Source organism: Brevibacillus sp. JB24b, from assembly GCF_051713385.1.
Classification (GTDB): Bacteria; Bacillota; Bacilli; order Brevibacillales; family Brevibacillaceae; genus Brevibacillus_B; species Brevibacillus_B laterosporus.
Genome location: NZ_JBNVQV010000001.1, coordinates 1,209,097 through 1,223,506 on the forward strand (window position 1 = coordinate 1,209,097; position 14,410 = coordinate 1,223,506).

Genomic DNA, 14,410 nt, shown 5'->3' on the forward strand with positions numbered 1-14,410 from the left:
CTTGACAAACGCCTAGTTGTTATGTAAAATTACTGGGTGTGATAACTTCACATTTCGAGATTGAAGCAGAAGCGCCCAGCTTCTCACCTGAATCGACGTCTAGCTGGACAGTTGACGGGTCTAACGTATGCAAAGCCTCCGATTCATTCGTTGTTTTGCTTAAGGTGAGATTAAATGCGGGCGCTATAGCGTCCGCATTTTTATGTATGTGGCGGTTGATGACATTGATCGCCACATGCTTATGAAAAGCTTTCAACTATGCATGCCCAGCTTTTCTATTATCCGTTTTTGCTCTCGAAAGACTATGGAGGTGGCAAATCATTAGCAAGGATCAAATGTTGGTGAATGAGGCGATTCGTGCTCGAGAAGTACGCTTAATTGGTGCTAACGGTGACCAACTAGGTGTAGTACCACTGAGAGAAGCATTACGTATTGCACAAGAATCTGATTTAGATCTTGTCAACGTAGCTCCTACAGCAAAACCTCCCGTTTGCCGTATCATGGACTTTGGTAAGTTCAAGTATGAGCAATCGAAAAAGGAGAAAGAAGCTCGCAAGAACCAAAAAATTGTTGAGCTGAAGGAAGTTCGTTTTTCCTCTAACATTGAGGAACACGATTTCCAAACGAAACTTCGCAATGTGCTAAAGTTTCTGGGTGAAGAACACAAAGTGAAATGTACGATTCGTTTCCGCGGTCGTGAAATTACCCACTCTGAAATCGGACAACAGGTGCTGGAACGTGTAGCAGCCGCTTGTGAACAAGAAGCAACGGTTGAACGCAAACCAAAAATCGAAGGTCGTAGCATGATTATGATCTTAGCTCCAACTCCGAAATCGGAAAAATAGGATACGAGACAGGAGGATTTCCCAATGCCTAAAATGAAAACTCACAGTGGAGCAGCAAAACGCTTCAAAAAGACTGGTAGCGGTCGTTTGAAACGTGATTCTGCTTACACGAGCCATTTGTTTGCTAACAAGAGCACTAAAGCGAAGCGTCATCTTCGCAAAGGTGGAATGGTTTCTAAAGGGGACCAAAAACGCATTGAGCAAATGATCACTTACTTGTAAGATTCATTTCTGCTCATTTTCCGCAACGAAAAATTTTCTAGCATGAGCCCCATAAGCGTCTTATATAGACCGCCATGCTACAGATCAGGAGGAATTGATTATGCCAAGAGTAAAAGGTGGCATTGTGACACGTCGTCGTCATAAGAAAATCTTGAAATTAGCCAAAGGTTACTTTGGTTCTAAACACCGTCTGTTTAAATCCGCTAATGCACAAGTAATGAAGTCCCTGATGTACGCGTATCGTGACCGTCGTCAGAAAAAACGTGACTTCCGCAAATTGTGGATCACTCGTATCAACGCACAAGCTCGCATGAATGGTCTTTCTTACAGCCGTTTAATGCACGGTTTGAAACTAGCTGGTGTTGAAGTAAACCGCAAAATGTTGGCTGATCTAGCTGTTAACGATAAAGCTGCTTTCAACGACATTGCTACAGTTGCTAAAAGCAAATTGAACGCGTAATAACGTTCTTTTGAAAAGGTTGTCGAGTTTACTCGGCAGCCTTTTTTTGATTGATGCGAAAGAAAACCACTTGACATCGTTTAAAGTGTCTGATAATTTTAGAATCAACACAAATTGAATAGCATGACTTCTTATCCAGAGAGGCGGAGGGACTGGCCCGTTGATGCCCGGCAACCACTTGTAAATTGCAAGATGGTGCTAATTCCTGCAGGACATTTATGTTCTGAAAGATGAGAAGGTTTGCTTACGGATTTCTTTGCGTAGCCAAAGCCTTCTTTCATCGAAAGAGGGCTTTTTTGTTTGGAAATAAAGGCGAGATAGAGGAGTGGAATCAGGATGCATATTGACACACGTTTGGCACAGATTGGGGTAGGGAAGGACAAAACAACGGGATCGCTCAGTTTTCCGATCTATCATGCAACAGCTTATCGACATCCAGCGTTGGGTGAAAGCACAGGATTTGATTATACACGGACGGCTAATCCAACACGCACGGTACTTGAGGAGGCAATCGCTAATTTAGAGGGAGGAGACGGTGGCTTTGCCTGCTCTTCAGGAATGGCAGCGATACAGACAATTTTGGGTTTGTTTTCTTATGGCGACCATTTAGTTGTCTCACTCGATCTATATGGTGGGACGTATCGATTATTTGAGCAAATTATGAAACGATACGGTGTTACTTGCACGTATGTTGATATGTGTCAGCCGGAGCTAGTGGAAGCTGCTATTACTAGTCAAACACGAGCGTTGTTCATAGAAACCCCTACCAATCCCCTTATGCAAATCACCGATTTGAGATGCATGCTTGATATTGCCAAACGCTATCAATTGTTGTCTATTGTTGACAATACATTTATGACTCCCTATTATCAGCGACCGTTGGAGTTAGGAGCAGATATCGTCTTTCACAGTGCTACGAAGTATTTAGCTGGACATAATGATGTGCTATCTGGATTGATCGTGACGAAGGGCACTGAGCTGACCGAAAAGATCGGTTTTTTGCATAATTCCATTGGAGCGGTACTTGGTCCACAGGATTGCTGGTTGGTGATGCGTGGATTAAAAACCTTGGCATTGCGTATGGATCGTCATCAATCAAATGCTATTGCTGTCGTTGAATTTTTGCAAGCTCATCCAGCGGTGTCAGAAGTCTTTTACCCTGGATTACCCACCCATCCGGGGTATGACAGTCAGACGGAGCAAGCAAGTGGTTACAGTGGAATGGTTTCCTTTCGCATCAAGGAACAATCTTTGGTCGCTATCTTTTTAAAGCAATTACAAATCGTTTCATTTGCGGAAAGTCTAGGAGGTGTAGAATCCTTATGCACCTATCCGGCTACACAGACACATGCAGATATTCCAGTAGAAGTACGAGAACAGGTAGGAGTTTGCAACCGATTACTACGCCTATCAGTGGGAATTGAGCATCCTGATGATTTGATCGCTGATTTAAAATTTTCCTTGGATAAATGTTTACAAATAGAGGAGTGTATTCGATGAATTTTGCAACCAAAATCCTTCATGGTACGTGTGGAATGGATCGTGTGACGGGAGCATCAAGTATCCCAATCTACCAAGCCTCTACTTTTCATCAATATGATATTGACCAGCCTGGCACCTACGATTACGCAAGATCAGGAAACCCCACACGGCAGGCGTTAGAGGAAACGATTGCCGCGTTAGAAGGGGGAGAGCGGGGATTTGCTTTTTCATCAGGAATGGCTGCTATTTCCAGCGTATTTCTGTTATTTTCAAGTGGCGATCACTTAGTAGTAGCAGAAGATGTCTATGGTGGGACATTTCGCTTTTTAACAACCGTGCTCGAACGGATGCAAATAGAAGTGACCTTTGTGGATACGACTCAATTGCCTTTGGTAAAGGCAGCGATCCAATCTAACACGAGGGCAATATTTTTAGAAACACCCTCAAATCCGACGTTAAAGGTGACTGATTTGCGAGGAGTAATTGCCATTGCTAAACGTCATGGGCTACTAACCATCGTGGACAATACTTTTTTGACTCCATACTACCAACGACCACTGGAGTTAGGAGCTGATATTGTACTCCATAGTGCTACCAAGTTTATCGGCGGACATAGTGATGTGGTAGCAGGTCTGGCGGTGACGAAAACAAAGGAACTAGGACAAAAATTATATGCCATTCAAAATGGATTTGGCGCCATTCTTGGTGTGCAGGATAGCTGGCTAGTGATGCGGGGCTTAAAAACATTAAAGGCACGTTTGGATATTTCAACCCGAAACGCAGCGGTTGTAGCAGATCATTTAGCAGAGCATCCTTTGGTAAAAAATGTTTATTATACTGGTTTGTCCACCCATGTTGGACATAAAGTACAAGAGACTCAAGCAAATGGACACGGAGCAGTTCTTTCGTTTGACTTGGGGAGCCGAGCACGTGTGAAAGCTTTATTTGAAAATGTACAATATGCTCTCGTAGGAGTTAGCCTTGGCGGAGTAGAGAGTATTTTATCCTACCCAGCGCAGATGTCACATGCAGCTATGCCGAAAGCCGAGCGAGAAAAGCGGGGCATTACGGATGGATTAGTAAGGCTATCGCTTGGAGTAGAGGATGTAACGGACGTGTTGGCTGATTTAGAGAGAGGATTGAAAGCGGGGGAGAAAGTAGAGGAGCAAGTGAACGTGTAGGATTGATAGAATATGTAAAGAGCTGTCTTGATGGTTTGAAAGGAACCCTCTTTTTTAATAAAAGGGGGTTTTAAGCAATGGATTAAAAAATAAACGAGAACATAAGGAAATCCAGCCCCTTTCTGACATGCTATCAGACTTAGCTGGATTTCTTTATATTGTTAGGAAATAGCGAACACGTACCCCTTACCTTTTTCTACATATTTTTTTTCGAGTAAGGTACTTGTTTTTATAGTGGGAGCTGGGTGATATTGACGCTTGGTAAGTGCATGAGCAGTGTGAAAGGCTGCCTCTTCCGTTTCCGCAATAACAGCAGCTACCAGACTTTTGTCCTCGGTTGTGACGATCTCGACATGGTATAAAAACATGAGATTTCCCTCTTTTCTTACTTGCTGAGTTCAAAAGCGTTGCCAAACAGTCAGCCGTGTTAGACAGCCACTTTCTAGCAAATCATCCTAGTATTCTTTACACACTTACACTTGCAATAATTTGTGTAAAATGCTCCTGGATGTTGGCGGTTCCGAACCTACGAGCGAACTGGTGGAACTTTTCTCCTGATTCCCGATTGGTTTTAAATAATTCCACTAGTTGAGCGATAACAGGAGCTACTCGATCTGCGACAACACGCCCCTTTAGACGACTGTTAAATTGGGCATCTGGTCCAAGACTGCCTCCAACGAAAAAATCATAGGCGTCTACCGTTCCTTCTGCCGTTTTAACCAAAGAGCCCTGTAGTCCAATATCGGCTATTTGCTGCTGACCACAGGAATTGGGACATCCAATCATGTGGATTCTTATTGGTGTATCAATTTCCACATGTTCATCTAGCCAGTGAGCGATAGAAGCCATCCGTGCTTTTGTCTCAACGATTGCCAAATTGCAAAATTCATTGCCCGTACAGGAAACAGCATGCCCAATAAATGTTCGTGGTGTAGGGGAATAACGTGTGAGCAAGGTTTCAGCAAGTAAGGAATCCAAATGTTCGTGGGGAATGTTTGGCAGGATTATATTTTGAGAATTCGTAGTCCGTATAGAGCCATTTCCATAACGGTCGGCTAAATCGGCCAACTCGGCTAAATCCTCAGCAGTGAGTCGTCCCACAGGCAATAGTAGTCCTACATAATGTAAACCTGGCTGTTTTTGCTTATGAACACCAGTAAAGTAGCCTGCATTCCAGCCAACTGTCCGATCTTCTCCAAGTTCTTCTAATGGTCCAGTCAATTCTAATAATTTCTCAGTAAATTTTTCAGGACCCCAATCAGCCATTAAAAATTTAAGACGAGCCTGATGTCTCTTCTCACGATACCCATAATCTCGAAAAATACGTGTCACAGCATCTGCTACCTGTACGACTTCTGTAGGCAAAACAAAGATAGGTAACTGCTTTGCTAGATAAGGCTTGGCAGACAAACCGCCGCCTACCCAGACATGAAAGCCAACCTGTTCTTGACCATTTATGATTTTAGACGCAGGAGTAAAAGCGAGGTCATTTATTTCTGCATGTCCGGTATTATAGATGTTTGCTGAAATGGATAATTTATATTTTCGTGGGAGGTTTGAGAATTCAGGATTTAATAAAAAGTGCTCTTCTAGTTGTTGTACAAGGGGTTCGGTATCCATAAGTTCGTAAGGGTCAATACCTGAGAGTGGATTTCCGACAATCGTACGTGGAACATCTCCGCAAGCCTCATAAGAGAATAACCCTACATGCTCTAAGCGATCAAATATATCTGGAAGGTCAGGAGTTGTCAGCCAATGAAATTGCACCGCTTGTCGTGTTGTGATATCAACTAAATTTCGACCGTATTCCCGACTGATGTCTGCGAGAGCTCTTGCTTGATCTGCACGTAAAATCCCTCCTGGAATACGGACTCTCATCATAAAAAAACCGTTTCCTTTAGGTTTTTGTTCGTAGATTCCAGCCCATTTAAAAAAGGCGAGGTCGTCAGCGGAAAACGCCTGATATCCTTTTGAGCCGAGTCTTCGTATGATCTCGATAATATCTAAGCCATCTCGTTCTAATTTTGTTAGTTCAAATGCATGTAATTTACTCTTATCTGCTTCCCAAGGGCGAGATTGTTGATCGCTCATTTTCATTGATCCTCCCTTAATTCATATTAATTTTGTCGGGATACTTTGAACTGAGTATAACCGCTGGATACAACAAGGTCAACGAGAAAAAACGAAATAGTTTGAATTGACACAACAAAAATAAATGACTATGATGTAGGGCAAATGCTTATAAATCCTACTTTTCAACTTGGTTTTAAGTCTCAGGAGCTTGTATATCTTCTGGTGTAATTATCTGTGCAATCTGAGTAGGCAAGTATCCTTGAGAGAGCGTACGACATAAGATGAGTAGGTGAATGCTGAAGAGGAGAGGTAGAGAAATGAATAAATTGACATTACATGAGATTGAACTGTTGGCCAATCGGTTTGAGCATGCGGAAGCAGAAGAATTGCTCGCTTGGGCAACAGAAATCTATGGTGCCAAAATCGTACTTGCATCTAGCTTCGGAGCTGAGGATGTGGTGCTAATTGATATGCTGCAAACAATGGCACCAGAAACTCCTGTATTTTATCTGGATACAAATAAACACTTTAAAGAGACGTACGAAACTCGCGATCGACTTGAGGAGCATTACTCTACCTCTTTTATTAGGGTTTCACCGTTACTAACCTTAGAAGAACAGAGTACACAGTATGGAGACGAACTATGGAAAAGCAACCCTACAGCCTGTTGTAACATTCGGAAGGTAGAGCCACTAAAACGTATTTTGAGCAACTATGATGCGTGGATTACAGGAATTCGTCGTGATCAGGCTCCAACGCGTGCCAACAGCAAAAAGGTAGAGTGGGATGAGAAATTTGGTCTTGTAAAATGTAATCCGCTAGCAGCATGGACGAGTGAGGATGTATGGACATATATCCGCAAACATGAGGTTATTTACAATCCACTACACGACCAGTATTATCCTAGCATTGGTTGTTCTGTCTGTACTCGTGTGGTGCTCCCCGGAGAAGACCCTCGTGCAGGGCGTTGGTCAGGTTTTGAAAAAACGGAGTGTGGTTTACACAAATAATTACATGCATAAAGACTGCAGTGAGGTATAGTGAGAAACGCGTAGAAAGGATGAAGAGAATCGTGGCAGAACAATATCTAGCTCATGGTGGGGCTCTAGTAAATCGGTTGTTATCCCCTGTATTTGTAGAAGAGAATAATCAACGTTTACTTCCCTATCGTTTCGTTACCGTAGATGAATGGACTTTGTCTGATATTGATTGCATAGGGATAGGAGCCTTTTCTCCGCTAAAGGGTTTTCTGACAGAAAGCGAGTATGATTCGGTGGTAGAGCACATGCGCTTACCTGATGGAACAGTTTGGCCGGTACCGATCACACTGGCAGTATCGGAAGAGTTTAGCGATTTAGCTATTGGTGAAAAGCTGGTATTGCGTGGAGAGGATGGTAAGAATTATGCCGTACTTACCGTACAGGATGTCTATCAACCTGACAAAAAGAGAGAAGCTATTCAGGTATACAAAACGACTGATCTAGCTCACCCTGGAGTGGCTAAGCTGTATCAGCGCCCCCCTTTCTATGTAGGTGGAAGCATACAGGTGATCCAACGCCCACAACCAGAGCTGTTTGCCAATTATTATTATACTCCAAGTGAAACACGAGATTTTTTCAGACAACTGGGCTGGAAAAGTATCGTAGGTTTTCAAACGAGAAATCCGGTACATCGTGCCCATGAGTATATCCAGAAGGCGGCTTTAGAAATTGTGGATGGGCTCTTTTTAAATCCACTAGTAGGTCAAACAAAATCGGATGATATACCTGCGCATGTGAGAATGAAAAGTTATTTCGTCTTACTGGAAAAATACTATCCTAAAAATCGTATTTTTTTGGGGGCATTTCCTGCAGCAATGCGTTATGCGGGGCCAAGAGAAGCAGTCTTTCATGCCATGGTAAGAAAGAATTATGGGTGTACGCACTTTATCGTTGGACGAGATCACGCAGGTGTTGGCGATTATTATGGCACATATGATGCACAACATATTTTTTCAGAATTTACCCAAGAAGAGCTGGGAATTACGCTCTTGTTTTTTGAGCATAGCTTTTTCTGTCAAGCATGCCAAGGAATGGCTACGACGAAAACCTGCCCACATGACAAAGCTCATCACGTTGCATTATCAGGTACTAAAGTACGGGAATTGCTCAGGAACGGTATTACTCCTCCACCAGAATTCTCACGTCCAGAAGTAGCGAAAGTGTTAATTCAAGGTCTTCGAGAACGAGTGAAATGAAAAGGATAGTCTGTAAGAACACAGAAATAAAAAATGTGAAATTAGAGTGAAAAAGTGGATAAATACAGAGAAAAATAGACAATGCGCAGAGACGTACTAGCTTCTCTGCGATTTTTTTATGTGTATGTATACATAGACGTACGGAGAGAAAAACAGCAGATAACCAAGTGGACCATGAACGAATAGGTACCGAGAATAAAACGAATATTATATGCATTTTGAATGTGAAATGTTAAGGTTTTGGTCGAATCTGTTTTTTTGAAGAATACGTAACGAGGGACAAATAACCAGAAAAAATTCTTTTGAAAAAAACAGGTATGTGAACAGAAATTTGTGTATGCGCTTTCATTTATGAGCCATAAGAGCCTGCTCAATTCTAGTGAGCAATCGTTCGGGAAAAAGTTTAATAAAAAGAATTTGATTTCATTGACACGCATTTTTGGGCTGGCTATAATCAGTCATAACAATTATTTTCAGACAATTCACATGACATTTTAAACTTTATTTTGATTTGAGAGAATATTTCGATGGCTTTGATGAGGACATGATTGATTACTCATTCTTTCACAGAGAGTCCGGATTGCTGAGAACCGGATAGGAACGTAATGAATTACTCGCCTCTGAGCTGTTAGCTGAACGATTTAGGTCTAGTAGGTGTAACCGCTTAGCGCCCGTTATCGCGCTGACAGTCAGATTAACCACTGACCTGTCCAAGGCTGAATCTCCGCGAGGAGTCAGCAAATTTGGGTGGTACCGCGAATCCCTTCGCCCCAATAAGACATCTTTCGTATGTCGGGGTGATGGGATTTTTTTATGGAAAAAAAGACTTTTACTTTGATAAAAGGGATAGGGAGGAGAGAAGATGATCGAGACCGCAGAACAGACGCGGATGTTACCTGAAATGAGATTTGGCGAAGAATTGACTGGGGCAGAAACCTTACTACGTTGTCTGTTGTTAGAAGGTGTTGAGCACATTTTTGGTTATCCTGGAGGAGCCGTTCTACCAATTTATGACTCACTCTATGGCAGTCGTCTAAAGCATATTTTAGCGCGGCACGAACAAGGGGCCATTCACGCAGCTGATGGGTACGCAAGAGCGAGTGGAAAAGCGGGTGTAGTAGTTGCTACATCAGGACCAGGGGCTACAAATCTAGTCACAGGCATTGCCACGGCACAAATGGATTCCGTACCGCTTGTCTGTATTACCGGTAACGTCGCACAGAACATGATTGGAACAGATGCTTTTCAGGAGGCAAACATTACAGGAATTACCATGCCGATAACGAAGCATAACTATTTTATTCGTGATATCCGTGATATTCCACGCATCATAAAAGAGGCCTTTTATATTGCAACGACAGGTCGTCCGGGACCGGTACTTATTGATATTCCCAAGGATGTTTGCAATAGTGTAGCACCATTTCAAGCACTTGAGAGTATTAGTGTTCGCGGTTATCACCCTACTCTGGTACCCTCAGATGATGAGATGAAGCAGTTTATTACAGCGATTAATCAGTCCACACGCCCAGTTATAATGGCTGGAGGGGGCATTTTAGCTGCTAACGCTCATCAGGAATTGCTTGCCTTTTCAGAATTGACGCGAATCCCTGTTATCAGCACATTTATGGGACTAGGGAACTTTCCTGGAACACATGAATTAGCACTTGGTATGCCGGGCATGCATGGTAATTATGCAGCTAATCAAGCTTTAATGAATGCGGACTGTGTGATTGGTTTAGGAGCGCGGTTTGATGACAGAATTACGATGGGACGCACCAAAGAATTTGCACCAAACGCCACAATTGTCCATGTAGATATCGATCCCGCTGAATTAGGAAAAAATGTTGAAACAGCGGTATGTGTAGCAGGAGACATAAAGAGTACGTTAGAAAAAGCGTTATTGCTAGCTAAGCCGCTCGAAACCAGTGCATGGATGAAACAATTGCATGGATGGCAGAAAGCACACCCGTACAGCTATAAAAAAGATGGTCAATTAAAGCCGCAAGAAGTAATCGAAATGCTTTATGAAACAACAAATGGTGAGGCAATTGTGACAACGGATGTAGGTCAGCATCAGATGTGGAGTGCGCAATATTACAAGGTCAAAAAACCGCGTTCATTTATTTCATCCGGTGGTCTAGGAACGATGGGCTTTGGTTTCCCAGCCGCAATCGGTGCACAGATTGCTTATCCTGACCGTACTGTAATCAGCATTGTAGGAGATGGCGGATTCCAGATGACCAATCAGGAGCTAGCGATTTTAGCCCAACATAAGCTTCCTGTTAAAGTGGTTATCATAAATAATCAATGTCTAGGAATGGTACGGCAATGGCAGGAGATATTCTACGATCAGCGTTATAGTTCAATTGATTTAACGTGTAGCCCTGATTTTGTTAAATTAGCAGAAGCCTATGGTATTAAAGGAATGCGGGCGACTACTTCAGCAGAAGCTCAGTCTGTCTGGAAGGAAGCATTGGAATTCAATGGTCCTGTGGTTATTGATTTTAGAGTAGCAGCTGGGGAAAATGTATACCCAATGGTGGCAGCTGGAAGCACGCTAGATCAAATGATGTTGGGGGATGAGTGACATGCAACGACATACATTAGCACTTTTGGTAAACGACCATCCCGGTGTTTTGACCCGAGTAGCCATTCTCTTTGGTCAACGTAATTTTAATATCGACAGTATAACTGTAGGTTCAACAGAAGAAGCAGGTTTGTCCCGAATGATTATTACAACAAACGGAGATGAGCATCAACTTGATCAATTGATGAAACAATTATGTAAGCTTATCGATGTTATCTCAGTAACTCATCTAAGCAAGGATCCAATGGTAGCAAGAGAAATTGCCTTAATTCGAGTCCATGCTGAAGCAGCCCAGCGGACGGAGTTAACTGGTATTGTTGAACCATTTCGTGCCTCCATTGTCGATATTGGTCCCACATCCATTATTATTCAGGCAACTGGTGATAGTGAAAAAATCGATGCCCTGCTAGCTTTGCTATCTCCATATGGGATTGAAGAATTAACACGAACAGGAAGCGTAGCAATGGCACGCGGTTTAAGTCTGGAATTAATGCAAGTTTAATCATTTATTTTAATAAAAATTGAATTTTTAAAATTTACAAATAAAACACCCAAAAACTAGGAGGAATTTACCCATGATGAAAATTTATTATGAACAAGATGCTAATCAAGCTGCTCTATACGGAAAAACAATCGCGATCGTTGGATACGGTAGTCAAGGTCATGCACAAGCCCAAAACCTACGTGATAGTGGATACCGAGTAATCATTGGTCTACGTCCAGGGAAATCGTGGAAACAAGCTGAGAATGATGGTTTTGAAGTGTACACAGTAGCAGATGCTACTAGTCAGGCAGATGTCATTCAAATTCTACTTCCAGATGAACATCAGGGGAATGTGTACAAACAAGAGATTCAACCAAATCTAAAAGCGGGAGCAACTCTTTCTTTCTCACATGGTTTCAATATCCATTTTGGTCAAATTGTAGCGCCTGACAATGTAGATGTCATTATGGTAGCTCCAAAAAGCCCTGGTCATCTCGTTCGCCGTGTATATGTAGAAGGGTTCGGTGTACCTAGCTTGGTAGCTATTCATCAGGATCATAGCGGAAAAGCATTAGAAACAGCTCTTGCTTATGCAAGTGGAATTGGTAGCACCAAAGCGGGGGTTATCGAAACCACGTTCCGTGAAGAGACAGAAACGGATCTGTTTGGTGAGCAAGCCGTATTGTGTGGTGGCGTATCTGAGCTAGTAAAAGCAGGATTTGATACGTTGGTAGATGCAGGGTACCAGCCTGAAATTGCTTACTTTGAATGTTTGCATGAATTGAAGCTGATCGTTGATTTGATGTATGAAGGTGGTTTAGCTCGTATGCGCTACTCGATCAGTGATACAGCAGAGTATGGTGACTACAACACAGGTCGTCGCATCGTAACAGATGAAACACGTCAAGAGATGAAAAAAGTGCTTGCTGAAATCCAGGATGGCACATTTGCACGTAATTGGATTTTGGAAAATCAAGCTAATCGCCCAGGTTTTAATGCTCGTCGCCGTTTGGAAAGTGAGCATGGTATTGAGCAAGTGGGTGAAAAATTACGCAATATGATGGCTTGGATTCAAAAAGAAAAGAAAGAAGAGCAAGCTCCAGTAAAAGCCTAAGAAATCATACAAGTTCAAATAGCAATCGCAGTATATGTATGGAGTCATAAACAAAATGAGAGCTGGGAGGAGGAAGTGTAATGCGTACTATCGAGATTTTTGATACCACATTGCGCGATGGAGAACAATCTCCAGGAGTGAATTTAAGCATGAATGAAAAGGTGGAGATTGCCCTCCAACTCGAACGTTTGGGTGTTTCACGAATGGAGGCTGGTTTTGCCGCCGCCTCCCCCGGTGATCTTCGGTCGGTTACTGAAGTCGCTAAACGAGTAAAAAATGCAACAGTTGTCAGCTTAGCTCGGTCTGTATCAGGAGATATTGATAAGGCTTATGAAGCACTACGTGATGCTCAAAATCCGTGCATTCATGTGTTCCTGGCTACGTCTCCGATTCATCGCGAGCATAAATTAAACATGTCAAAGGAGCAAGTGATTGAGCGAGCGGTGGCAGCGATCAAACATGCGAAAAAGTACGTCCCTAACGTACAGTTTTCCGCTGAAGATGCCGGTCGTACGGAGATCCCTTATTTAGCAGAGGTTGTGAGGGCTGCTATTGAGGCTGGGGCTAATGTTATTAATCTGCCTGACACAGTTGGTTATTTGACACCACAGGAATACGGAAATATTTTTCGCGAAATGATTATTCGTGTCCCTGAAACGGCGAATATTAAGCTGAGCTGTCATTGTCATGACGATTTGGGAATGGCGGTTGCTAATAGCTTGGCAGCGATTGAAGCAGGAGTAACGCAAGTGGAAGGTACTATCAATGGAATCGGTGAGCGAGCAGGTAATACCTCACTGGAAGAAGTTGTGATGGCACTGGAAACAAGGAAAAGCTTCTATCAAGTTCAAACGAAATGGCAATTGAAAGAAATTGCACGTACTAGCCAATTGGTCAGTCGTCTAACGGGAATGATTGTGCCTGGTAACAAGGCCATTGTAGGTGCAAACGCGTATGCGCACGAATCAGGTATACACCAAGATGGCGTATTAAAAAATTCGGAAACCTATGAAATTATCCGTCCAGAAACGGTGGGGTACAAGTCGAATCTATTGGTACTGGGCAAGCATTCGGGGCGACATGCCTTTAAGGATAAGCTAGCAGAGCTTGGCTATCATTTGGAAGCAGAACAAATTGATACGGCTTTTCAGGCATTTAAAGTGCTATGTGATAAAAAGAAAGAAGTAAGTGACGACGATATTTTAGCATTAATTGATGCAAAAATGACGGATAGCGAAGAGATGTATCAGCTTGATTCCATTCAGCTTTCCTATGGCAATCAAAGCACCCCTACAGCTAGCGTACGCATTATTCGTGCAGATGGTGAGATTCGTGAAGAAGCCGCTTGTGGCAATGGTTCTGTCGATTCTATCTACAAGGCAATCGACAGAGCGATCGGTGAAGAGGTCACATTGATCGATTATAAAATTATCTCGGTTACACATGGGAAAGATGCTCTGGGAGAAGTGTATGTTCGTCTACAGCAGGGAGATGAAATTTCTCAAGGAAGAGGGCTAAGTACCGATGTCATGGAAGCGAGTGCGATCGCCTATGTGCGAGCAATTAACAAGTTGATTCAAACACGCGGAGAAGTACTGGACGTACAGCCAGTATAATGACCAGTTTACAGCCAAAAGTCCAACGATTCGGATAGAGGGAAAATAGAGAGAAACATCAAGGTCGGGACGTACCAGTTAGTTGAGAAGCGAAAGTGAGAGATCGAGAT

General features: G+C 42.8%; 13 protein-coding genes and 1 riboswitch. Of the genes, 11 read left to right on the plus strand and 2 right to left on the minus strand.

What is annotated here, in order from left to right:
* Positions 1-335: 335 nt before the first annotated feature.
* The 5 genes from infC (at position 336) to ACQV1I_RS06035 (ending at position 4,190) form a co-directional block, all read left to right on the plus strand.
* Positions 336-845: a translation initiation factor IF-3 gene (gene infC, locus ACQV1I_RS06015; protein ID WP_116333100.1), complete on the plus strand. Its 510-nt coding sequence runs from the start codon at positions 336-338 to the stop codon at positions 843-845.
* A gap of 24 nt (positions 846-869) precedes the next feature.
* Positions 870-1,067, plus strand: coding sequence for a 50S ribosomal protein L35 (rpmI, locus tag ACQV1I_RS06020; protein ID WP_003335042.1), 198 nt, complete (start codon positions 870-872; stop codon positions 1,065-1,067).
* Positions 1,068-1,167: 100 nt separating this feature from the next.
* Positions 1,168-1,527, plus strand: a complete 360-nt coding sequence (rplT, locus tag ACQV1I_RS06025; protein WP_018671328.1) for a 50S ribosomal protein L20 — start codon at positions 1,168-1,170, stop codon at positions 1,525-1,527.
* Between the two features lie 128 nt (positions 1,528-1,655).
* Positions 1,656-1,764: riboswitch (SAM riboswitch) on the plus strand.
* 99 nt (positions 1,765-1,863) lie between these two features.
* Positions 1,864-3,027 (plus strand): aminotransferase class I/II-fold pyridoxal phosphate-dependent enzyme, encoded by a 1,164-nt coding sequence (locus ACQV1I_RS06030; protein ID WP_094700533.1) that lies wholly within the window; start codon positions 1,864-1,866, stop codon positions 3,025-3,027.
* Complete coding sequence (locus ACQV1I_RS06035) at positions 3,024-4,190, plus strand: aminotransferase class I/II-fold pyridoxal phosphate-dependent enzyme (protein WP_116333101.1); 1,167 nt, start codon at positions 3,024-3,026, stop codon at positions 4,188-4,190. The genes ACQV1I_RS06030 and ACQV1I_RS06035 overlap by 4 nt, the downstream gene beginning before the upstream one ends.
* 161 nt (positions 4,191-4,351) lie before the next feature.
* Here the strand turns inward: ACQV1I_RS06035 and ACQV1I_RS06040 are convergent, their stop codons facing one another.
* On the minus strand, positions 4,352-4,558 hold the full coding sequence (locus tag ACQV1I_RS06040) for a DUF3906 family protein (protein WP_018671325.1): 207 nt from the start codon (positions 4,556-4,558) through the stop codon (positions 4,352-4,354).
* A 97-nt stretch (positions 4,559-4,655) separates the two neighbouring features.
* Positions 4,656-6,281 carry a nitrite/sulfite reductase gene (locus ACQV1I_RS06045; RefSeq protein WP_116333102.1) on the minus strand — a complete coding sequence of 542 codons (1,626 nt, stop codon included), beginning with the start codon at positions 6,279-6,281 and terminating at the stop codon, positions 4,656-4,658.
* Positions 6,282-6,580: 299 nt separating this feature from the next.
* On the opposite strand from ACQV1I_RS06045, the gene ACQV1I_RS06050 reads away from it, so the two are divergent.
* The 6 genes from ACQV1I_RS06050 (at position 6,581) to ACQV1I_RS06075 (ending at position 14,300) form a co-directional block, all read left to right on the plus strand.
* Positions 6,581-7,273 carry a phosphoadenylyl-sulfate reductase gene (locus tag ACQV1I_RS06050; RefSeq protein ID WP_116333103.1) on the plus strand — a complete coding sequence of 231 codons (693 nt, stop codon included), beginning with the start codon at positions 6,581-6,583 and terminating at the stop codon, positions 7,271-7,273.
* A 50-nt stretch (positions 7,274-7,323) separates the two neighbouring features.
* Positions 7,324-8,499, plus strand: coding sequence for a sulfate adenylyltransferase (gene sat / locus ACQV1I_RS06055; protein WP_116333104.1), 1,176 nt, complete (start codon positions 7,324-7,326; stop codon positions 8,497-8,499).
* Positions 8,500-9,361: 862 nt separating this feature from the next.
* Positions 9,362-11,086, plus strand: a complete 1,725-nt coding sequence (gene ilvB, locus ACQV1I_RS06060; RefSeq protein WP_094700528.1) for a biosynthetic-type acetolactate synthase large subunit — start codon at positions 9,362-9,364, stop codon at positions 11,084-11,086.
* 1 nt (position 11,087) lies between these two features.
* Positions 11,088-11,588 (plus strand): acetolactate synthase small subunit, encoded by a 501-nt coding sequence (gene ilvN, locus ACQV1I_RS06065; RefSeq protein WP_018671319.1) that lies wholly within the window; start codon positions 11,088-11,090, stop codon positions 11,586-11,588.
* Positions 11,589-11,661: 73 nt separating this feature from the next.
* Positions 11,662-12,684, plus strand: a complete 1,023-nt coding sequence (gene ilvC / locus ACQV1I_RS06070; protein ID WP_018671318.1) for a ketol-acid reductoisomerase — start codon at positions 11,662-11,664, stop codon at positions 12,682-12,684.
* Positions 12,685-12,764: 80 nt separating this feature from the next.
* Positions 12,765-14,300, plus strand: coding sequence for a 2-isopropylmalate synthase (locus ACQV1I_RS06075; protein WP_094700527.1), 1,536 nt, complete (start codon positions 12,765-12,767; stop codon positions 14,298-14,300).
* Positions 14,301-14,410: the final 110 nt, after the last annotated feature.

Bases quoted from the DNA above. Each gene is read 5' to 3' on its own strand.
- infC (WP_116333100.1), top strand. From the start codon at position 336: ATGTTGGTGAATGAGGCGATTCGTGCTCGAGAAGTACGCTTAATTGGT.
- rpmI (WP_003335042.1), top strand. From the start codon at position 870: ATGCCTAAAATGAAAACTCACAGTGGAGCAGCAAAACGCTTCAAAAAG.
- rplT (WP_018671328.1), top strand. From the start codon at position 1,168: ATGCCAAGAGTAAAAGGTGGCATTGTGACACGTCGTCGTCATAAGAAA.
- ACQV1I_RS06030 (WP_094700533.1), top strand. From the start codon at position 1,864: ATGCATATTGACACACGTTTGGCACAGATTGGGGTAGGGAAGGACAAA.
- ACQV1I_RS06035 (WP_116333101.1), top strand. From the start codon at position 3,024: ATGAATTTTGCAACCAAAATCCTTCATGGTACGTGTGGAATGGATCGT.
- ACQV1I_RS06040 (WP_018671325.1), bottom strand. From the start codon at position 4,558: ATGTTTTTATACCATGTCGAGATCGTCACAACCGAGGACAAAAGTCTG.
- ACQV1I_RS06045 (WP_116333102.1), bottom strand. From the start codon at position 6,281: ATGAGCGATCAACAATCTCGCCCTTGGGAAGCAGATAAGAGTAAATTA.
- ACQV1I_RS06050 (WP_116333103.1), top strand. From the start codon at position 6,581: ATGAATAAATTGACATTACATGAGATTGAACTGTTGGCCAATCGGTTT.
- sat (WP_116333104.1), top strand. From the start codon at position 7,324: ATGAAGAGAATCGTGGCAGAACAATATCTAGCTCATGGTGGGGCTCTA.
- ilvB (WP_094700528.1), top strand. From the start codon at position 9,362: ATGATCGAGACCGCAGAACAGACGCGGATGTTACCTGAAATGAGATTT.
- ilvN (WP_018671319.1), top strand. From the start codon at position 11,088: ATGCAACGACATACATTAGCACTTTTGGTAAACGACCATCCCGGTGTT.
- ilvC (WP_018671318.1), top strand. From the start codon at position 11,662: ATGATGAAAATTTATTATGAACAAGATGCTAATCAAGCTGCTCTATAC.
- ACQV1I_RS06075 (WP_094700527.1), top strand. From the start codon at position 12,765: ATGCGTACTATCGAGATTTTTGATACCACATTGCGCGATGGAGAACAA.